This window comes from Sphingorhabdus lutea, assembly GCF_001889025.1.
Classification (GTDB): domain Bacteria; phylum Pseudomonadota; class Alphaproteobacteria; order Sphingomonadales; family Sphingomonadaceae; genus Sphingorhabdus_B; species Sphingorhabdus_B lutea.
Genome location: NZ_CP018154.1, coordinates 73,743 through 94,306, shown reverse-complemented (window position 1 = coordinate 94,306; position 20,564 = coordinate 73,743). Strand labels below are relative to the sequence as shown.

Sequence of the window (20,564 nt, the reverse complement as noted above, 5' to 3'; positions counted from 1 at the left end):
AATGGCATTTTGGTTATTTCCTGCATTCATGCTTATCGCATTATTTTACGCCAGTATCGGATTTGGCGGGGGTTCAAGCTATAATGCGTTATTGGCGTTAAGCGGCGCAGATTACCGTATCTATCCCGCCATTGCATTGGCATGTAATATTTTGGTGGTGACGGGCGGCACTTTTCATTTTGCACGCGCGGGCCATGTGAAGTGGCGGCAAATTTTGCCCCTCATTATATCTTCCATCCCCATGGCGATGTTGGGGGGTATGCTATATGTGCCAGAGATTTTCTTCACCCTTGCATTATCGGCGGCTTTGTTCGCATCTTCCTTATTCATATTATATCCCTTAACCCCTATAAATGGATTAAAATTGCCAAAGTTGAATGACCCATTGCCACCGTCGGTGAATATATGGGGCAGCATTGCCGTTGGCGGATTTTTGGGACTTGTCGCGGGCATTACTGCCATTGGTGGGGGGATATTTTTGGCCCCCATTTTATATTATTGGCGTTGGGGCAATGCCCATCAAATTGCCGCCGCCTGCGCCCTGTTTATATGTGTTAATTCCATTTCCGGTTTGGCGGGGCAAATGATAAAAATAACCCATGCGGGTTTATTGTCCGAATTGTCGGTTTATTGGACATTGTTAATTGCGGTGTTCATTGGTGGGCAAGCAGGGTCAATATTCACCAATAAATATCTCCCAGAAAAAATGATAAGATTATTGACTGCCATTTTGCTCGCCTTTGTTTCAATACAGCTTTTATGGCGCGGATATAAAATTTGGTATGATATATAATCGGGTCATTATGGGGAATAAAGGGCGGCCAAGCTGATTAAATAGTTTCAATTTTGACTATATCGCTATTTTTTTTGATTATTTTTACCCCAAAAATTGACAGAATATTTCACCACAAAAAACTATGTGGCATTTAATGACAATAGAATAAAATATCACTAAATATATATAATTATCAATTATTTATATGGAAGATTGCCTGTAAAATAGGCTGATTATTATTCGTTCAATTCACTGCAGAAAAAATAGTCAATTGCCTAAATTTTAATCATAAGAAGTTGTAAAAAAAATATTGCCTTTATTTTAGGCAATGCTATTCCCGATTCGAGTAAAATAACATAATGCCCAAAGGGAATGGTCATCATATGATGATGAATATATTAAATGAAAATAGCAGGATAGAGGGGGTATGATGCAGTATCATACGCCTTTTCCTTTGCCATTTTCATTGCCATCTTTTGGAGCAAAATTATCGCAGGATAAGAGAGCATATCAACGCGATAAACAGCATCAGGCACAAAATTTGCCACAGCAAAATCGGGTTGCGTTCAATCAACGGCACCGGCTCCAACCGAATACGGGCCACCGCCGCGCCGCCTTCCAATGCGCGCAGCAAATCGACAATATCGTCAAATCGGTCCTTGGGCGAAATGGCAATAGATTGCATCAACGCCGCGTCCAACCATGCCGGCACATCCGGCCTATATCGGCTGGCTGGTTCAGGCTTTACAAATTGCGGGCGGGAAAATGCCTCTTTTTTTCCAAAGGGTTCGCGTCCGACGAACAATTGCCACAAGGTGACACCCAAAGCGAATTGGTCAGTGGCGGCATCGCCCGCATTTCCGGCATACATTTCGGGCGCCAAATAAGTGGGCGTTCCGGGTATTTCATTGCCGATAAACTCCTCCATTTTGGGCAGGCGGGCCACCCCCAAATCAATCAATTTCAACCCACCATCCTGGGTCAAAATGACATTTTCCGGTTTTATGTCGCGGTGGATAATATCCAACCGATGCAATGCGGCAACCGCGCGGGTCAATTTTATGGCAATATCAAGGGAATTTTCAAGGGAAATGGGACGTTTCAACCGTTCCTCCAGCGTCATTCCATCATAAAATGGTTGTGCGCCGTAAAGCCTGCTTTGACGGTGCGGGTCCAGCATAATCGCGCCGCCAACAAAGGGGCTGTTGACATGGCTGGCGACCAAAATTTCGCGTGCAAAGGAAATTCGCGCACCATGTTCGCTCAGCAAAGCAGGTTTGGGAAATTTCAGGACAATTTCCTGTCCATTTTGGTTGTCCGTCGCGCGGAACAAACGGGTATATCGGCCATCACTCAACATTTTTTCCAACAAAAATCCATCGACACTTTCCCCTTCATTTGGCGGGGGCAAAATGGGCAATTTGGCAATATCTCCTGCAATACTATCATGGTTGACATTGGGCAGGGCGATAATATCGATAATGATGGCGCTGCAATTATCCTGACTACCCGCCTCTATGGCGGCTTCGACCAATTTTTCGGCATCATTTTGCGCCGCGCCTCGGCTGGCCAAATATTTGGAAATTTGTTTGTCGGTCAATGCGCCATGAACCCCATCACTGGTCAACAACAAACGGTCATGTTCCATCAAAGCAATGTCATGATGGTCCAATCTCAGCCTTTCCTCAATACCAATGGCGCGAAACAAAATATGTTGTTGGTCGGGATGGGGCAGGCAGTGATCATGGGTCAATTGCACCAAATTACCACCCCGAAAATGCCATGCGCGGCTGTCCCCCACATGCAGGGCATGGGCCTTGCGTCCCTTCAAAATAAAACTGGTAAAAGTGGTGGCCGCATGCGCCATTTCGGGGGTTTTGCCCATGCTGTGCAGCCAACGATTATAGGGGGCCAAAATATTTTGCGCCGCCATGGCAACACCGATGGTTTCGGGTTGGCTGTAAAATCCGTCGATAAGGGAGCGGGCGCACAATTCGGCCGCCATTCGGCCTGCCTTTGCGCCGCCAACGCCATCGGCCAATGCGGCTATCATGCCATGGCTTATTCGTTCACGTGGGCTGCCCAAATAACAACCGGCAAAGTCCTGATTATCGGCTCTGCGCCCCTGTTCAGAGGCGCATCCAATGGCCAATTGCAGTTCACCCTTTTGCATCAAAAAATTTCCTTTGCCTCGTGCGTATACGCGCGATGGGAAAAAATTTTTCAAGTTTCGTCAAGTAATAATCTTCATTGAAAGGAAAAATGCTATGTCTGGATCCTCATTTTGGCAGGTTGGTCATAAACCGACATTATTCGCTGCTTTTTTATATTTTGACATTGCCTTCATGGTGTGGGTGTTGCTTGGCCCATTGGCACCAATTATTGCCAAGGATTTGGCACTATCTGATGTTGAAAAGGGATTGATGGTTGCTGTGCCAACATTGGCGGGCGCGATTTTACGTTTGGTCAACGGGGTGTTGGTCGACCGTATCGGGCCAAAAGCAACCGGCGCAATTGGGCAAATTATCGTTATTGCCGGATTGATGACGGCATATCTAAACGGTGTAGATAGCTTTAATGGAACATTGGCGCTGGGCGTTATTTTGGGCTTTGCGGGCGCATCATTTGCCGTTGCGCTGCCACTGGCCAGCCGCTGGTATCCGCCAGAGCATCAGGGCAAAGCAATGGGTATTGCGGGCATGGGCAATAGCGGCACCGTATTTGCCGCCCTGTTCGCGCCAATTTTGGCCAAATTATTTGGTTGGAATGCGGTGCTGGGCCTTGCCTGTATTCCGCTCGCCATTGCGTTTGTAGTCTATTTAATCTTTGCAAAAGATAGCCCAAATCAACCCGCGCCAAAATCATTTTCTGAATATGCAAATGTGTTGAAAGAGGGCGATGCATGGTGGTTCATCCTATTTTACGGGGTTACATTTGGCGGCTTTGTTGGCTTGGCGGCAAGCCTTAGCATCTGGTTTACCGATCAATTTGGCATTACCCCGGTTCAGGCGGGATATTGCACTGCGGCATGTGTGTTTGCCGGTTCATTGGTTCGCCCGATTGGCGGCGCCTTTGCCGACCGTGTTGGCGGCATTAAAACATTAAGCTATGTTTATGCGTTAAGCGCGATTTTATTGCTTATCATCAGCACAGGGCCAAGCAATTTCATTGTCGCATTTGCATTATTTTTCACTGTAATGGCCGCATTGGGCATGGGCAATGGCGCGGTTTTCCAACTTGTCCCACAACGTTTCCGCAATGAAATTGGCGTGATGACCGGCCTTGTCGGATTTGGCGGCGGCATTGGCGGATTTTATCTGGCATCATCGCTTGGCATTGCCAAACAATATATGGGCAGCCCGCAATATGGTTTTGTGATTTTTGCGGCCATTGCCCTTATCGCTTTGGTAGGACTTACCAGCATTAAGAAAAAATGGCGCACCACATGGGGCGCAGCCATTCAAGGCGTGGCAATTTAATCATGATTGCCCACCACATTTTATCAAAGGAAATAATATGGTCATGATTCCGAATTCGGTTAATATTACGGGCAAGGAACGCCTTGTCGTTATTGGCAATGGCATGGCGGGGTGCCGCGCGGTTGAAGAAATTTTAAAAAGGGACGCCAACCGTTTCAGCATTACCATTTTTGGTGCAGAGCCACGTGTTAATTATGACCGTATCATGTTATCCCCTGTTTTGGCGGGGGATAAGAAATTTGAAGATATTATTATCAATGATTTGGCATGGTATGAGGATAATGGCATAAATTTAATCAGCGGTGATGCCATTGTCAAAATTGACCGAGAGGCCAAAAATTTGGTCAGCGCATCGGGTCTTGTCACCCCATATGATCGATTGTTAATTGCCACAGGGTCCGACCCCTTCATCATCCCTGTTCCTGGCCATGATTTGGATGGGGTGGTGACATTTCGTGACCTGGACGATGTTGATAAAATGTTGGCGGCGGCCGAAAAGGGTGCGAAAAGTGGGGGCGGTAAGGCCGTGGTCATTGGCGGCGGATTATTGGGGTTGGAGGCTGCACATGGCCTGAACCTGCGCGGCATGGATGTGACCGTTATTCATTTAATGCCGACTTTGATGGAACGCCAATTGGATGAAGCCGCCGGTTTCCTGCTTAAAAGCGAATTGGAAAGCCGTGGGCAAAGCATTTTGACAGAGGCCAATACTGCCAGCATTTTGGATGGCGGTGATGGCAAGGTAGAGGCGGTGCAGCTGTCCGATGGGACGGTCATCGCCGCCGACATTGTGGTCATGGCCGTGGGGATACGTCCCAATGTCAAACTGGCCCATGAAGCGGGAATAGAGGTTGAACGCGGCATCATTGTCAATGATCATATGGTGACCAGCGACCCCGCCATTTGGGCGGTGGGCGAATGTGTACAGCATAGGGGCATATGCTATGGCCTTGTCGCGCCATTATGGGATATGTGCCGGATTTTGGCAGCCAATGCCGCGCCTTTGGCGGGTGAAGAAACATCATCTGGTTATCAAGGTTCGGTTACATCAACCAAATTAAAAGTATCGGGCATAAATTTATTTAGCGCAGGTGATTTTTCCGGTGGTGATGGATGCGAAGATATTGTCATGCGCGATGCCGCGCGGGGGATATATAAACGTGTTATCGTGCAGGATAATAAAATAATCGGCGCGGTATTATATGGCGATACCGCCGATGGCAGCTGGTATTTTGATCTGTTAAAAAAAGAAGAAGATATTAGCGAGATAAGGGAAGCCTTAATTTTTGGCCAAGCCTTTGCGTCTGGAGGGGCGCAAACGGACCCTAATGCCGCCGTTGCGGCGCTTTCCGATGATGCGGAAATTTGCGGCTGTAACGGCGTTTCAAAGGGGCAGGTTGTTTCATGCATCAATGCCGGATCGCATGATTTGGATGCGGTGCGCGCCACATGCAAGGCTTCGGCCAGTTGCGGGCAATGCACCAATTTGGTGGAAAGCCTGCTTGCCATAACATTGGGCGATGAGTTTGACGGGTCGCGCGTGCAAAAACCCATGTGTAAATGCACCAGCTTCACCCATGGTGAAGTACGCAAATTAATTTTGGACAAAAATTTGCAAAACATCCCCCATGTGATGCAGGAATTACATTGGAGCACGCCCGATGGTTGTTCATCATGTCGCCCCGCATTAAATTATTATCTGCTTTGCGCCTTGCCCGGCAAATATGTGGATGACCAGCAATCACGTTTTGTGAACGAACGTTTGCACGCCAATATTCAAAAAGATGGCACATATTCGGTCGTGCCGCGCATGTGGGGCGGGGTAACCAATCCAAAGGAATTACGCGCCATTGCCGATGCGGCGGAAAAATATAATGCCGGTATGGTAAAGGTGACGGGCGGCCAAAGATTGGATATTTTTGGTATTAAAAAAGAAGATTTGCCATCCATTTGGGCGGATTTAAACGCCGCAGGCATGGTGTCTGGCCATGCATATGGCAAAAGCCTGCGCACGGTTAAAACATGTGTGGGCAGCGAATGGTGCCGATTTGGAACGCAGGACAGCACGGGTCTTGGCATAAAATTGGAACGGTTAAGCTGGGCCAGTTGGATGCCGCATAAATTCAAAATGGCGGTGTCGGGTTGCCCGCGCAATTGTGCCGAGGCGACGATAAAGGATTTTGGCGTTATATGTGTGGATAGCGGATATGAACTGCATATTGGTGGCAATGGCGGCATTCATTTGCGCGGCACCGATTTGCTTTGCAAAGTCACCACGGAAAAAGAGGCATTGGAATATGCTGCCGCCTTTGTGCAATTTTACCGCGAAGATGCATATTATTTGGAACGCACCGCCCCATGGGTGGAACGTGTCGGGTTAGATTTCATCAAATCGGTGATTGTCGATGATGAAAATTACCGCGCAGATTTGGCACAGCGTTTTTACTATAGCCAAAATTTTGCCCAACATGACCCGTGGGAAAAACGCGCAAAGGGCGAGGATGCCCATTTGCACGCCCCATTATTGGCCGAATTGGATTGATATGATGATTGACACAGAAAATTGGATTGAAATTGGCACTTTGTCCGACATTCCGCGACAAGGTGCACGTACAATCGCCCGTAAAAGCGGCAATGATATTGGCGTGTTTCGGACATTGGATGACCGTATTTTTGCACTTGAAAACACATGTCCGCATAAACAAGGGCCGTTAAGCCAAGGGATTGTCCATGGCCATGTGGTGACTTGCCCATTGCATAATTGGCGGATTAGTTTGGAAACGGGACTTGTCCTTGGCGAGGATAAGGGATGCACCCCGACAATTAAAACCAAAATAGTGGAGGATAAAATTTTTATCCTGTTAAACGGCGATACTGAACCAAGCGAATAATGAGCAATATTAAAACCACCTGTCCCTATTGCGGGGTTGGATGCGGCATAAATGCCGTCATTACTGGCGATCGCAAGGTTGAAATAAAGGGGGACGACGCTCATCCTGCAAATTTTGGCCGCCTATGTTCCAAGGGGACACATGTGGGCGAAACGGTCGGCATGGATGGCCGTTTGCTTCACCCTAAATTACGCCAAAATAATGGGCAGAACAATTTTGATAAGCAGGATGATTGGCAGGACATAGGCTGGGATGCGGCCCTTTGCTTAATGGGTGAAAAATTCGGCCAAGCAATTGAAAAATATGGGCCGGATAGTGTGGCATTTTATGTGTCTGGTCAAATTTTGATTGAGGATTATTATCTCGCCAATAAATTGATGAAGGGGTTTATCGGCTCATCCAATATTGATACCAATAGCCGTTTATGCATGGCAAGTGCAGTTGTCGCACATAATCGTGCCTTTGGTGAAGATGTCGTCCCCGTCAGCTATGATGATTTGGAAGCGGCGGAGCTGATAATATTGGTGGGGTCAAATACCGCATGGTGTCATCCGGTTATCTGGCAAAGGATAGAGGCAGCCCGCGCGAAAAATGGCGCAAAATTGGTGGTTATTGACCCGCGTAGAACCGAAACGGCAGATTGTGCTGATTTACATATTCCCATATGCGCCGATGGTGATGCGGCATTATTTGGTGCTTTATTATATCAAATGCAGCAGCGCGGCATAATAAATAACGAATATCTTGATAATAATGTGAACACACCCGATGGGTTTTGGGACAATTTGGATGGAGATATTTCCGCTTGCGACATTGACCCCGATGATTTTGCCAAATTGACCGATATGGTCGCGCAATATCCCAAAATGGTGACATTATTTTCCATGGGGATTAACCAGTCAAAAATCGGCGTGGATAAGGGCAATGCCATTATCAACCTGCACCTTGCCATGGGCCGAATAGGTCAGGCAGGCATGGGCCCGTTCAGCATGACCGGACAGCCAAATGCCATGGGCGGGCGCGAAGTAGGCGGCCTTGCCTCCACATTGGCGGTGCATATGGGATTTTCGCCAGAGGAATGTAAAGACGCGCAGGATTTTTGGCAAAGCCCGACCATTGCAACCGCGCCGGGGTTAAAGGCGGTGGATATGTTCCGCGCGGTGCATGATGGACGGATAAAGGCTTTATGGGTCATGGGCACAAATCCCGCCATGTCGATGCCAGATTCTTCTTTTGTGCGGGAGGCGCTGGCAAAATGTGAATTTTTGGTGGTCAGTGATTGTATTGAACATACTGACACCGCCCAATATGCCCATGTGAAATTGCCCGCCCTTGCATGGGGGGAAAAGGCCGGCATGGTCACCAATTCAGAGCGGGTGATGAGCCGCCAACGCGCCCTATTTCCGCCTCCAGGTCAGGCAAAGGCCGATTGGTGGGCCATGGCCCAGCTTGGCATAGCATTGGGTCATGAGGGGGCGTTCTCATATGATAATGCCGCGCAAATTTTCCGCGAATATGCCGCGCAAACCGCATTTCGCAATGATGGAAAACGCAAATTAAACCTTGGCCAATGGGCTGGCATAAGCGATATTGAATATGAAAATTGGCACCCCACCAAATGGGGCGGCGCATCCCCCTTTGCCGATGGAAAATATACGCATAAAGATGGCAAGGCACGGTTAATAAATATCGATATCGCCGCGTCCGTCGCCGCCAATCCCGATTATCCCTTATCTTTAAATACGGGGCGATACCGCGATCAATGGCACAGCATGACCCGAACGGGGTTAAGCCCCACTCTGTCGCGGCACCGCGCCGAACCATTGGTGGAAATCCATGGTGATGATGCAAAAAAATATCGCCTGTCTGATGGCGATTTGGCAAGGATAAGCACTGAATCAGGGGCTGCTATATTTAAGGTGCAGGTTAATGACGCCCAGCGAAAGGGCGATATTTTTGTGCCCATGCATTGGACAGAGCAAATGGGCAAGGGGGGATTGGCCAATATGCTGCCCGCGCAATTATTTGATCCATTATCGCATCAACCCGCATATAAAAACAGCCCTGCCAAAATCGAAAAAATAAATCGTACATGGCAGGCATTTTTAATCAGCCGTGAAAAACCAGATATGGGCACGTTCATCTATGCCATTTCATCGCGGATAAAGGGTGGTTGGCTTACTGAAATATCCTCTGATGCGCCGATAAATATCGACCAAATCATGCCACAAGAAAACCGGATCGAGGCGGTGGATCATCATAATGGGTCGCGGCGTGTGGCGATCATTGACGAGGCAGGGCGATTACAATCGGCTATATTTATCTCATCCTGCGGCTTTCTGCCGCCGCGTGTGTGGATTGCTGAACAGCTTGAAAATGATGATCTTGCCGATTCGATGGAAATATTGGCCGCCCGACCACGGGTAAAAGGGCCCGATAAGGGCGCAATTATTTGTGTTTGTTACAATATTGGTGAAAAAGAAATCACCAATGGGGTGGTGAATCACCAATGGAATAATTTGGATTTAATCGGTCAAAATTTACGCGCGGGCACAAATTGCGGCAGTTGCCGGCCTGCAATTACGAAAATAATATCCAATTATGGCTGATAAAATGGCAAATATGGCCTTGAAATCATAATATGAGCAATATTTTTTCGATATTGGCAAGAACAGGCTTGACCAATGCTTTGTTTCTTTTTACTAGCGCGTCTCACCACATAATACCGTTTCTTCGGTATTTAGATGGCCCCTTCGTCTAGCGGTTAGGACGCGGCCCTTTCACGGCTGAAACACGGGTTCGATTCCCGTAGGGGTCACCATTACTAAATGGTCTTTCTCCTCAAATTTTTAAATTGCACATGTTGCTATATGAATTGATATTTGTTTATGGCTTTTATCATAGCATCTGTAAAATCTCTGTGCACCTTATGCACTTATGATTAAAAAAACCTGTTTTGATGTAAATATACGAAATTATTTATAAATTTTATATATGACGGAAATCCATTTCCGCGACATGTTTTAAAACCCGGCCCCTTCGATAAGGGCCGAGTTTCATTTGCCAGTAATATAAAAATAAATTTAGTTGATGTTTTGAACATCCATGACCAAATTGCTCCAATTGCGTTGGTTTGCAATATCATGTTCAAGGCCCTGTTCATCGGCAATTTGAAACCGTTTTAATGCTGGTGTTTTGCTGGTCGCTTGATAAAGCCAATAGGCCTCTGATTTCAATGCTTCTTTAATCGGCTGGTCAATGCTTTCATAAACCATTTGTTTACAGGCATTGATGGATTCAGCTGGAAATTGGGAAATGCGTTTGGCTAAATTATTAACATATTCGCCAATTTCATCAGGATTTAGTGCTTTGTTTATAGTACCCAATCGTTCTGCATCATCGGCGTCATAATCTTGTGCGCTAAGGATGATTTCTAACGCTTTACCAAGGCCAGTTTGGCGGGCCATACGCGAAGCACCGCCGCCGCAAGGTAAAATTCCCATGCCAACTTCCATCTGCATAAATTTATATTTGCCACGCGCTGCAAATCGCATGTCTAGGGCCAAGGCCAATTCATGCCCGCCGCCACGGGCAAATCCTTCCAATTTGGCTATCGTGGCTTGCGGTACTTTACTAATGCGCTCGCAGACAAGCTGAAGGTCTAAAAGTTGTGCATCTTCTCGCGATACAGCTTCGTCCGACATGTCTTTTAATAGTTCAGTATCATAATGACATACCCAGATTTCGGGGTTAGCAGATTGGAAAATGACAACTTTTGTCTCTCGGTCGCGTTCCAATCGCATGGCCAAGCTATTCAAATCAGACAGCATTTCCTGGCCTTGAACATTGACGCTACCAAAATCAAAAGTTACCGTCATAATCGCTTCATCTTGTTCAACTTTAAATGTTGTGAATCCTTCATATTTCATTGATAATTCCTTGTAATTAACATGTTTATTCAACTGTAAATGGGGGTGGAGGGATTGGCTGTGAATTATTTGATTAGGCTTTCAATAGCCTCCATCACGCGTTTATTTTTTGATGAATGAAGCGCATCAGGATGCGGTGAGGCAAAAGATTTGCGATCATTGTCATAATATTGGCCAGAGGCATTGGCAAAAGCATCGCTTAGCGCCGCGCGGGTCAGAATATCGGCACCAATTTTTAAATCATGTCCACTTTGGCCATAGGCTTCACGTACCATTTTGCTCCCCAAAAAGGAGGCGGGATTAACAGCGATAATTATGGGACCATTTGTGTCTAGCTCCTTTGCCATTTCAATTGACCACATGGTCAGGGCAAGCTTACTTTGTGCATAGGCATCGCTGTGCGAGAAATTTTCTTTGTTTAAAAAGCCATCAATATTAACGGGGGCCTGCGCGGCTGATGACAGGTTGATGACACGGCTGGCCGTGTTAAAAATGGGCAATAATGATGTGGTCAATAAATAAGGAGCGACGACATTGACAATGAATCGAGCATCATATCCATCATGGGTCAACGGGTTAGGCGTATTGAATAGTCCCGCATTGTTTATCAGCACGTCAAGCATAGTGACATCGCTTTTTACTTTTTGGGCAAGTATTTTAACCTCATCAAGGACCGATAGATCGGCGCAATATGTTTTTATCTTTCCCGCGCCATTTATGGAGGAGATTATTTTTGCAATCTCGGACAGCCTAGCGGAATTGCGTCCATGCAGTAAAATATTATGCCCCAGCGGCGCTATCATTTTTGCGGTTTCAAGACCGATGCCGTCGGTTGCACCTGTTATCAAAATTGTTTTTGTCATTTTATATCCTTTTTTATAGATATTTATGGAGATGTGGCCGATATAGTCTGGCCAATAGTTTAAAATGGGGCGTAATTTTGGGGCGATATTTGGGGTAATGTCCATCTTTTCTGTGCGCTGACGCGGTCAGATTCTTCGCCATGTTGATAAGGCGTTTGGCCATGTTCACCATATAGCCATAGCACAAAATTATGGCGTTCCCCCTCTGTAATTGGTTCGGACGCATGGGGGACTTTGCCATGATGGATTAAGGCTGTACCAGGTTCAAAGCTCAGGCTTTCAACTCTGCGGCTTTTGGGGTCCATAAATCGCACTGCCGATCCGGAATATTTCTCGCCCGGCAGGTTTAGATTGATATTCAGTGTCACGCTGGAGGCGTCGCTATGTGCGCGTAAATCAACATCTTTGCCCGCCTGCCATTGTATGGAGAAACCAAATGTTTGGCTGTCATATCCATAAATGTCAGGAAATAATAAACGGGAAATTGGCCGCATATAATAATCCATTAGCTGTTGGTAAAATGATTGAAATATAGGCGCTGCCAAATATCCCTCGGATCGTGGGTCCAGCATTGCACCCCCTCGATTTAGGACAATGCCATAGGGTGGGCGGATAGGAATATCTGCATTGGCGGCAAGCTGCAGATAATTCCTCAAAATATGCAGTTTCTTTGGGTCAAAAAATTGGGCTTTATACACATTGGGGAATATCTCATGCCACAGATCTTTGACCGATATTTCCTTTGCCGGATCTTCCCAGCTTTGTTCAACCGCATGGCGCATTTCAGGTGCGTATAATGTGCTGTCCAACATGATGCCCTCATGACCGTCATTATCTTCCCACTCGGCCCATGCTTCTTTGAACATCATTTTATTTTCGTTCCAAAAATGATGGACTGATGGCGCCCTTTGCAGCATTGCTTCTCTGGTCGGACGGATGATATTGCGGGCTTGTTCCAACATGATCGTCATTATTTGTGCCTTTCATCATATATCTGCTTGTGTTTCATTCTTATTCCCAAATATATTAAATTTATTTTATATATAAATGATGTATTTTATTATTCAGAATATAGATTTTATGTATAATCCTCATAAAAAGGGCTTGGCTGATTATAAATTTCTTGTTGACGCCATATAATATATCTTTACATCTAGATATATGGATAAGAATGATGCACTCACCGCCTTTGCAGCGTTAAGCCAGCCAACAAGGTTGGACGTTTTTCGCTTGCTGGTCCGCGCGGGGGGCGATGGTTTATTGGCAGGGGATATTTCAGAACAATTAAATGTTCGGCAAAATACCATGTCCACCAACCTGTCTATTTTAACGCAATCGGGCCTGATCCGAAATGAACGACAGGGCAGAACAATTCGTTATTATGCCGATATGGATGGGGTTAGCGGCCTATTGGCATTTTTAATGGAAGATTGCTGTGGCGGCCGTGCGGAGCTTTGCCAACCGGTAATCGATGAAATTGCCTGTTCTTGATTGGAAATAATGATGAATGATGATGTGTCTTGTGCTCCGGCGGGTTTAGGGGTTTTTGAAAGATGGCTTTCTATTTGGGTGGCGCTGGCCATTGGCGCGGGGTTAATATTGGGAAATTTATTCCCTAAAATATTTGCCATGCTTGCTGCTTTAGAGGTGGCATCGGTTAATTTACCAGTGGCCTTGTTAATTTGGGCGATGGTATTTCCCATGATGGTTGGTGTGGATTTTGGTGCAATACGCAAAGTTGGTGAAAGGCCCAAGGGGTTGGTCATCACGATATTGGTCAATTGGATGATAAAACCATTTACCATGGCGGCGTTGGCGGTGCTTTTCTTTCATTATATATTTGCGGACTATATTCCTGTTGGTGAAGCAGAGCAATATGTTGCCGGCGCCATTTTACTGGGCGCTGCGCCTTGCACTGCCATGGTATTTATCTGGTCAAACCTAACAAAGGGGGATGCAACCTATACATTGGTGCAGGTGAGCGTGAATGATATTATCATGATTTTCGCCTTCGCCCCCATTGTGGCATTATTGTTAAATATGACATCCATTGTCATCCCATGGGACACATTATTATTCTCGGTCGCTTTATATGTCATTTTGCCATTATTGGCCGGATATTATACCCGCCGCAAATTGGTCCGCCATGGCGGAGAGGAAGCCGTCAATAAATTCAAGGCCCGCGTGCAACCATTTTCAATCATTGGGTTATTGATGACGGTGATTTTGCTTTTCGGCTTTCAGGGTGAGGTTATTTTTAACCGCCCACTTATCATCGCGCTTATTGCTGTTCCTTTAATTATTCAATCCTATGCAATTTTCTTCATCGCCTATGGCGCGGCGCGTGCATGGCGCATACCCTTTAACATTGCAGCGCCCTGTGCCTTAATAGGAACATCTAATTTCTTTGAATTGGCGGTCGCTGTCGCGATTAGCTTATTTGGGCTGGGTTCGGGCGCGGCATTGGCAACGGTGGTCGGCGTGTTGGTTGAGGTGCCGGTGATGCTATCACTGGTTGCCTTTGCCAATAGGACAAAAAACTGGTTCCCGGTTGAGAAGGATATAATATGAGCATAGTGATACATCATAATCCAGATTGCGGCACATCGCGCAATGTACTTGCCATGATAACGGCATCAGGCGATACACCGATCATAATCGAATATCTGAAAACAGGATGGACAAAGCCGCAGCTGATTGCCTTATTTGCGGCTGCAAATTTAACACCGCATAGTGCATTGCGAACCACAAAATCTCCCGCAGATGAATTGGGGTTGCTTGCCCCTGATATTAGCAGCGAAGCAATTTTGGATGCGATGGTCGAACATCCAATTTTGGTTAATCGCCCGATTGTAAGCTCGCCCAAGGGCGTGCGGCTGTGCCGGCCAAGTGAGGCAGTGCTTGACCTATTGAACAAATTGCCGCCCGGCCCGATGGCAAAAGAAGATGGCACATTATTGATAGACGCACAGGGCAATCGCGTGGGATAGGTGATAATCCCCAACATATCATATATTGTAAAAAGGATATAAATAGGTAATTTCTATCCCCATAATAATCAAATGGGACATAATCGATGGATTTGGATAGTTTGCGCTTATTTGTAAAGGCGGCTGATAAATTGAATATCAGCGCGGCCGGACGCGATTTGGGGATTGCGCCGGCGGTGGCCAGTGCGTGGCTTGCCAAATTGGAACATGAAGTGGGGGCAGAGCTTCTCCACCGGTCAACACGCAAGGTTTCCATTTCCATTGAGGGGCAGGAGTTTTTGCCATTTGCGCGTGAAATATTGGCGCAGCGTGATGCCGCCTTGGCGGCTTTGGGACATGGCAAGGCGCAGGTGGAGGGCACGATAAGGTTCGCTGCGACTAGCAGCTTTGCCCAATTATATCTTGCGCCCATCTTGCCCGAATTTCTTGCCCGACATCCTGGTTTACGGTTGGACCTGCGCCTGTCCGATACGCCATTTGATTTATTAGAGGGCAGTTTTGATTTGGCCTTACGCAATAGCGCGTTGGATGATAGCAGCTTAAAGGTCCGAAAATTGGCGGATATAAAAGGGATATTATGCGCATCGCCCGATTATGTGGCGCGGCGCGGCATGCCGCAGAGTCCTGATGAATTGGACGGGCATGACTTGCTTGCATTCCAATCCATGCGGACAAGAAAATTGATTAGTAAGACAGGACAGCGCGCCAATTTCACCTATCATGAGGGCAATTGCCGGGTGGTTATGGACGATGGGGCCAGCATGCGCTTTGCCGCCATTGCGGGGTTGGGCATATCCACACATGCCGAATGGAATGTGATGGCGGCGCTGAAAAGCGGCGAATTGCTGCATATTCTGCCGCAATGGCATATTGATGATGATAGCGCATTATGGCTGGTATATCCCAAAACAAATGTATTAACCGCAAAAGTCAGGGTGTTGATTGATTTTCTGGTCGAAAAAATAGGCCGAAATCCGCCATGGCGGGCATAGGCGCATATTATATATTGGCCATCATTATATTGAAAAAACGAAAACTCTTTGCGGAAACAGCATGGTTTTACTTGTGACCTAGACAAAATATATCGGCATCAAGCCATTTATTGGCATGAAGATTATGTCACAGGAGACAAAAATGAACATGATGAGCCCCTTAAAACCTAATGCGAACGATATAGTCACTACGGCAAAATCACGTTACACCACAAAATCATATGATGTTACGCGCCGTATAAATGACGTGGATGTTCAGGTGATAAGAGAATTATTACGCTTCAGCCCATCCAGCACCAATGCACAGCCATGGCATTTTATTTTGGCCAGCACCCAAGAGGGTAAAGAGCGCATCGCCAAATCAACGGACGGCGTATATATTTTTAACCGCGCCAAAATTGTTGATGCATCACATGTGGTGGTATTTGCCGCCCGCAATGAAATTGATGAGGAATATTTACAGCATATTTTGAAAATAGAAGAAGATGATAATCGTTTTGTTGCAGACCCGCAAATGCTGCGCGAACAAATGCATGGCGCACGTTCCATGTTTGTGAATATGCATAAGGATGCGGGCGATTTAGACGCGTGGACACAGGCGCAAACCTATCTCAACATTGGTCAATTCATGTTGGGTGTGGCGGCATTGGGCATTGATGCAACCCCGATGGAGGGCGTTGACCTTGGCATTTTGGATGCAGAATTCGGCCTTAAAGAAAAAGGTTTTCGTTCCCTTGTCGTTGTGTCTTTGGGGTATCGCGCGGCTGATGATTTTAACGCCGCATTGCCAAAATCTCGGCTTTCTGAGGCAGAAATAATCACCGAAATTTGATGCTCCCCCTCCCATCTATTGGTGATTAACTGCAAGGCTCTGTCACATAAATGACAGAGCCTTTTTCACATTTTTAATATATTTATCGAAAATAAATTTAACGAACAGTGCGGGCGATATCGATTGCCTCGCGTGCTAATTTGGTGATTTCGGCATAATTTCCTGCCTCAATCGCCGATGGCGGGGTTAACCAGCTGCCGCCGCATGCAATGACCGATGGTAAAGCCAAAAATTCAGATAAATTTTCCGCAGATACGCCGCCCGTGGGCATGAAACGCATGTCACGGAAAACCGAGCTAAATGCCTTTAACATTGGCACGCCGCCGGCCAATTTGGCGGGGAAGAATTTTACGCTGCGCAGGCCAAGCGCATAGGCGCGTTGCACCTCTCCCGCTGTCATGGTGCCGCCAAAAAATGTCATATCATTTTGCATGCAATATTGTGCAACCTCATCCACCAAACCAGGCGATACAATAAATTGCGCGCCGCGATCCGTCACTGATTTTGCATGGTCAAGGTTTAATACCGTGCCTGCACCCACAATGACGCCGGATGTTTCCTTGATAATCGCTGACATGCATTCCAATGCCGCATCAGTGCGCAGCACAACCTCAACAACTTCCAATCCACCTTCTTGCAAGGCATTGACGGTTTTAACCGCCACATTTGGGTCGCTTGCCTCAATCAATGGGACAATGGGGGCGCTGCGAAATTTTTCGTTAAGCGCAGTTTCAACTTGTTGAGACATATTATTCCTTTTTCTGTCCATAAAAAGCAGCATAATTATAAATTATGCCAAAAATTTAAGTATTCGTAACGCTTTTATCATCCAAAATCATATTTGCAACATGGGCGGGACAATGTTTTTTTACGCCCGTAAATATCTATTTTTCAAAGTGAAAAAAATATGTTTTCATTTATCTATTTTGATTTTTTAACAGGGGGTTGTTTGCGCGAAAATACCAACATATCGGGCGTGGATAATTTGACATCGATACGATAACCTTCTGCGTTAAAATCTTTCAATCCATCGGCGCGGTCAACGCGGTTTTCCATTATCCAACGGGCCATCAGGCCGCGGGCAAATTTTACATGATACATTAAAGCGCGGGCCTCCCCATCCTTAATGTTCAGGAAATTTGCGCCAATGACCCGTGCCTTTAATGAATTTTGGTCCACCGCCTTAAAATATTCATTGGATGCCAAATTGACGATGACCTGTTCATCATGCGATGCCAATGCATCATTTAAATTTTTGGCAATAATATCACCCCAAAAATCATATAAATTTGCGCCGCGTGGATTGGCCATTTTTGTGCCCATTTCCAATCGATATGCCTGTATCACATCCATGGGCCGTAATATGCCATATAGGCCGGATAATATCCGCAAATGATTTTGGGCATAGGATAAAGCATCATCATTCATGCTTTTCGCGTCCAGCCCCCAATATACATCGCCGTCAAAAACCAATCCGGCAGGTTTTACATCATTGCCTTTGCCGTCTAGGTTAAACACCTTAAAACGTTCTTCGTTTAACTCGGCCAATTTATCGCTGATATGCATTAATTTTTTCAAATCCGCCGCCGATTGTTGCTTTGCCACCGCGGCAATGGCGCGCATGTCGGATTGTAATTGCGGCTGGCTTATTTCAATGGCCCGTTCAACCGGCGAGAAATTTAATTTTTTGGCGGGCGACAATAATGTAAGAATGGGGCGTTCCTTTTTAACTAATCTACTTAAAAATCGGGCAATATAGCGGCCAATTATATTATCATAGATAGGAACATTGCGCCTATTTGCAACCATATCGCGTATTGGAAATTTTATTCGCAAAATATAGGGCAGCAAAGAAAATGCAGTCCAGAAATAAGAAACCCCACTGGTTGCAAGCAACCAATGGGGCTATTCCCAAAGCTTCAAGTCAATAGGAACAATAGCGCGCATATCGGCTATCACCTAAAATAGATAGCTTTATTTACCAATATTTTTTTTCAAATTTTGGATATGGGATGAAATTGGAGGTTAAATAACCCATTCAAGTTCATAATCCTTATCCGCCTTAATCAAATCGGCGCGTTTGGTGACCATGCGCATATGTAATTTGCGGATGATATCGCTGCCTGTTTTTTCGAATAAAAATGGCAATATTGCATGAACCATACATGCCAGGCCGCCCCAAAACATTGTCCAGCCAAAACCGCCGGCCATAACCAAATGCTCGCTATAGCTTTCGCCAACTTTATGGGGGTGATCGGTAAAAATATTCATGGGTTAAATTTCCTTTTCTATGTAGTGATTATATCAAATAAGATAGGAAAAACATGGTTTCATTTCTTCTAATTTACGATATAAAGAGAATATTATTCTCCATTTCCATGCAAAGTAGGAATAAATGAATTTAGACGACACCGACCGTAAAATTTTAAATGTGATTCAACAGGACAGCAATATTGCGCTGGCGCGGCTTGCCGAAATGGTGGGCATGTCGCAAACCCCCTGCTGGAAACGGGTAAAAAAAATGGAGGATGCTGGCATAATTACGGGGCGTGTCGCGCTGGTCGATCGGGAAAAAGTGGGATTGGGCGTAACGGTTTTTGTGTCGGTGCGCACCAACCAGCATGAGGAAAAATGGTTGGAAAATTTTTCCTCCATCATCCGTGACATTCCCGAAGTAACCGAATTTTACCGGATGAGCGGCGATGTGGATTATTTATTAAAAATTATTTGTGCCGACATAGCCGATTATGACAGAATATATCGCAAGATGATACGCAGCGCCCAAATGGGGGATGTTAGCTCATCCTTTGCCATGGAACAGATTAAATATACAACCGCCATTCCCTTATAAAGAAATGAAAATATGCCCGATATGCAATTTGATAATTTAAACCTCCAACAACATCGCCCGCGCCGTTCATGCCTATATGTACCGGGCGCGAATATGCGCGCCATGGAAAAAGTGGGCGGGCTTACCGCCGATGTGGTGATTTTTGATTTGGAAGATGCCGTCCTGCCCAATGCAAAGATGGAGGCACGGTCCAATATTGTCCATATGCTGGGCCAAAGCAACCTGTCGCCAAAGGAAGTGGTGATTAGGGTCAATGATTTAAGCAGCCCGTGGGGTGCAGCGGATATAGAGGCGGCGGCCCGCACCAATGCCGATGCCATTTTATTGCCCAAGGTGACATGCGCACAGGATATTTATGCGGCGCAGAAATTATTATCGGCGGCATTAAAATCGGCCAATTCGTCCGCCAATATAGGCATTTGGGCGATGATTGAAATGCCCATGGCATTGTTAAATATTGGGCAAATTGCGGCATGTGCGACCAATAGCAGTCTTTATGGATTTGTGATGGGGATAAATGATCTAGCCAAGGAAATGCGCGCACTCACAAACCCGAAACGTTCGGCGTTTAAGGGCGCATTACAGCAAAGCGTGATGGCGGCCCGCGCCTATGGGCTGAACATTATTGACGGTGTGTATAATGATATTGCCGATGTTGATGGGTTGCGCGCCGAATGTCATCAGGGGCGGATATATGGTTTTGATGGGAAAACCGCCATCCACCCATCGCAGTTGGAAATATGTAATGATATTTTTGGCCCACAAGAAGATGAAATTAAACAGGCACAGGCGATTATAAATGCCTTTGCCGATCCCGAAAATAAAGGGCAGGGTGTGATAAAGGTAAATGGCAAAATGACTGAATTATTGCATTTGGAACAGGCAAAATCGGTGATTTTGAAATCCGAAATTATCGCCAAAATATATGGGTGAAAGGGCGCTATTTAAGGGGATATGAGGGG

At 46.1% G+C, this 20,564-nt stretch carries 19 protein-coding genes and 1 tRNA gene; 13 read left to right on the top strand and 7 right to left on the bottom strand.

Annotation, left to right across the window (positions count from 1 at the left end):
• The first annotated feature begins 1 nt into the window (after position 1).
• Positions 2-793 carry a sulfite exporter TauE/SafE family protein gene (locus tag LPB140_RS00505; protein WP_072558219.1) on the top strand — a complete coding sequence of 264 codons (792 nt, stop codon included), beginning with the start codon at positions 2-4 and terminating at the stop codon, positions 791-793.
• Positions 794-1,262: 469 nt separating this feature from the next.
• Here LPB140_RS00505 and LPB140_RS00500 read toward each other — a convergent pair whose 3' ends face one another.
• The gene (locus tag LPB140_RS00500; RefSeq protein ID WP_072558218.1) at positions 1,263-2,948 is read right to left on the bottom strand and encodes a bifunctional protein-serine/threonine kinase/phosphatase; all 1,686 of its coding nucleotides are present in this window, start codon (positions 2,946-2,948) and stop codon (positions 1,263-1,265) included.
• A gap of 94 nt (positions 2,949-3,042) precedes the next feature.
• On the opposite strand from LPB140_RS00500, the gene LPB140_RS00495 reads away from it, so the two are divergent.
• The 5 genes from LPB140_RS00495 to LPB140_RS00475 all read left to right on the top strand — a co-directional run bounded on the left by LPB140_RS00495 (position 3,043) and on the right by LPB140_RS00475 (position 9,966).
• Complete coding sequence (locus tag LPB140_RS00495) at positions 3,043-4,254, top strand: nitrate/nitrite transporter (RefSeq protein WP_072558217.1); 1,212 nt, start codon at positions 3,043-3,045, stop codon at positions 4,252-4,254.
• Between the two features lie 37 nt (positions 4,255-4,291).
• Positions 4,292-6,796 (top strand): nitrite reductase large subunit NirB, encoded by a 2,505-nt coding sequence (gene nirB, locus LPB140_RS00490; RefSeq protein ID WP_072558216.1) that lies wholly within the window; start codon positions 4,292-4,294, stop codon positions 6,794-6,796.
• 4 nt (positions 6,797-6,800) lie between these two features.
• Positions 6,801-7,145, top strand: coding sequence for a nitrite reductase small subunit NirD (gene nirD, locus LPB140_RS00485; RefSeq protein ID WP_072560067.1), 345 nt, complete (start codon positions 6,801-6,803; stop codon positions 7,143-7,145).
• Complete coding sequence (locus LPB140_RS00480) at positions 7,145-9,754, top strand: nitrate reductase (RefSeq protein ID WP_072558215.1); 2,610 nt, start codon at positions 7,145-7,147, stop codon at positions 9,752-9,754. The genes nirD and LPB140_RS00480 overlap by 1 nt, the downstream gene beginning before the upstream one ends.
• A gap of 137 nt (positions 9,755-9,891) precedes the next feature.
• Positions 9,892-9,966, top strand: a tRNA-Glu gene (locus LPB140_RS00475).
• 262 nt (positions 9,967-10,228) lie between these two features.
• Here LPB140_RS00475 and LPB140_RS00470 read toward each other — a convergent pair.
• The 3 genes from LPB140_RS00470 to LPB140_RS00460 form a co-directional block, all read right to left on the bottom strand.
• Complete coding sequence (locus LPB140_RS00470) at positions 10,229-11,074, bottom strand: enoyl-CoA hydratase/isomerase family protein (RefSeq protein ID WP_072558214.1); 846 nt, start codon at positions 11,072-11,074, stop codon at positions 10,229-10,231.
• Between the two features lie 65 nt (positions 11,075-11,139).
• A complete protein-coding gene (locus tag LPB140_RS00465; protein ID WP_072560066.1) occupies positions 11,140-11,937 on the bottom strand; it encodes an SDR family NAD(P)-dependent oxidoreductase in 798 nt (265 codons plus the stop codon).
• A gap of 59 nt (positions 11,938-11,996) precedes the next feature.
• Positions 11,997-12,908, bottom strand: coding sequence for a 2OG-Fe(II) oxygenase family protein (locus tag LPB140_RS00460; RefSeq protein WP_072558213.1), 912 nt, complete (start codon positions 12,906-12,908; stop codon positions 11,997-11,999).
• Positions 12,909-13,098: 190 nt separating this feature from the next.
• Here LPB140_RS00460 and LPB140_RS00455 point away from each other — a divergent pair, with 190 nt between their 5' ends.
• From LPB140_RS00455 to nfsB, 5 genes are all read left to right on the top strand, one after another.
• Complete coding sequence (locus tag LPB140_RS00455) at positions 13,099-13,428, top strand: ArsR/SmtB family transcription factor (protein WP_072558212.1); 330 nt, start codon at positions 13,099-13,101, stop codon at positions 13,426-13,428.
• 9 nt (positions 13,429-13,437) lie between these two features.
• On the top strand, positions 13,438-14,508 hold the full coding sequence (arsB, locus tag LPB140_RS00450; RefSeq protein ID WP_335682196.1) for an ACR3 family arsenite efflux transporter: 1,071 nt from the start codon (positions 13,438-13,440) through the stop codon (positions 14,506-14,508).
• Positions 14,505-14,927, top strand: coding sequence for an arsenate reductase (glutaredoxin) (gene arsC, locus LPB140_RS00445; RefSeq protein ID WP_072558210.1), 423 nt, complete (start codon positions 14,505-14,507; stop codon positions 14,925-14,927). Before arsB ends, arsC begins: the two co-directional genes overlap by 4 nt.
• Before the next feature lie 86 nt (positions 14,928-15,013).
• Complete coding sequence (locus LPB140_RS00440) at positions 15,014-15,919, top strand: LysR family transcriptional regulator (protein WP_072558209.1); 906 nt, start codon at positions 15,014-15,016, stop codon at positions 15,917-15,919.
• A gap of 142 nt (positions 15,920-16,061) precedes the next feature.
• The gene (gene nfsB, locus LPB140_RS00435) at positions 16,062-16,751 is read left to right on the top strand and encodes an oxygen-insensitive NAD(P)H nitroreductase (protein WP_232223420.1); all 690 of its coding nucleotides are present in this window, start codon (positions 16,062-16,064) and stop codon (positions 16,749-16,751) included.
• A 97-nt stretch (positions 16,752-16,848) separates the two neighbouring features.
• Here nfsB and eda read toward each other — a convergent pair whose 3' ends face one another.
• The 3 genes from eda to LPB140_RS00420 form a co-directional block, all read right to left on the bottom strand.
• Positions 16,849-17,499 (bottom strand): bifunctional 4-hydroxy-2-oxoglutarate aldolase/2-dehydro-3-deoxy-phosphogluconate aldolase, encoded by a 651-nt coding sequence (eda, locus tag LPB140_RS00430; RefSeq protein ID WP_072560065.1) that lies wholly within the window; start codon positions 17,497-17,499, stop codon positions 16,849-16,851.
• Between the two features lie 173 nt (positions 17,500-17,672).
• Positions 17,673-18,560 (bottom strand): peroxide stress protein YaaA, encoded by an 888-nt coding sequence (yaaA, locus tag LPB140_RS00425; RefSeq protein ID WP_198024126.1) that lies wholly within the window; start codon positions 18,558-18,560, stop codon positions 17,673-17,675.
• A 216-nt stretch (positions 18,561-18,776) separates the two neighbouring features.
• On the bottom strand, positions 18,777-19,022 hold the full coding sequence (locus LPB140_RS00420; protein ID WP_072558207.1) for a DUF6356 family protein: 246 nt from the start codon (positions 19,020-19,022) through the stop codon (positions 18,777-18,779).
• A 124-nt stretch (positions 19,023-19,146) separates the two neighbouring features.
• Between LPB140_RS00420 and LPB140_RS00415 the strand changes: the two genes are divergently transcribed.
• Both LPB140_RS00415 and LPB140_RS00410 read left to right on the top strand, forming a co-directional pair.
• Positions 19,147-19,602 carry an Lrp/AsnC family transcriptional regulator gene (locus LPB140_RS00415; RefSeq protein ID WP_072558206.1) on the top strand — a complete coding sequence of 152 codons (456 nt, stop codon included), beginning with the start codon at positions 19,147-19,149 and terminating at the stop codon, positions 19,600-19,602.
• 21 nt (positions 19,603-19,623) lie between these two features.
• Positions 19,624-20,535, top strand: coding sequence for an HpcH/HpaI aldolase/citrate lyase family protein (locus LPB140_RS00410; RefSeq protein WP_072560063.1), 912 nt, complete (start codon positions 19,624-19,626; stop codon positions 20,533-20,535).
• Positions 20,536-20,564: the final 29 nt, after the last annotated feature.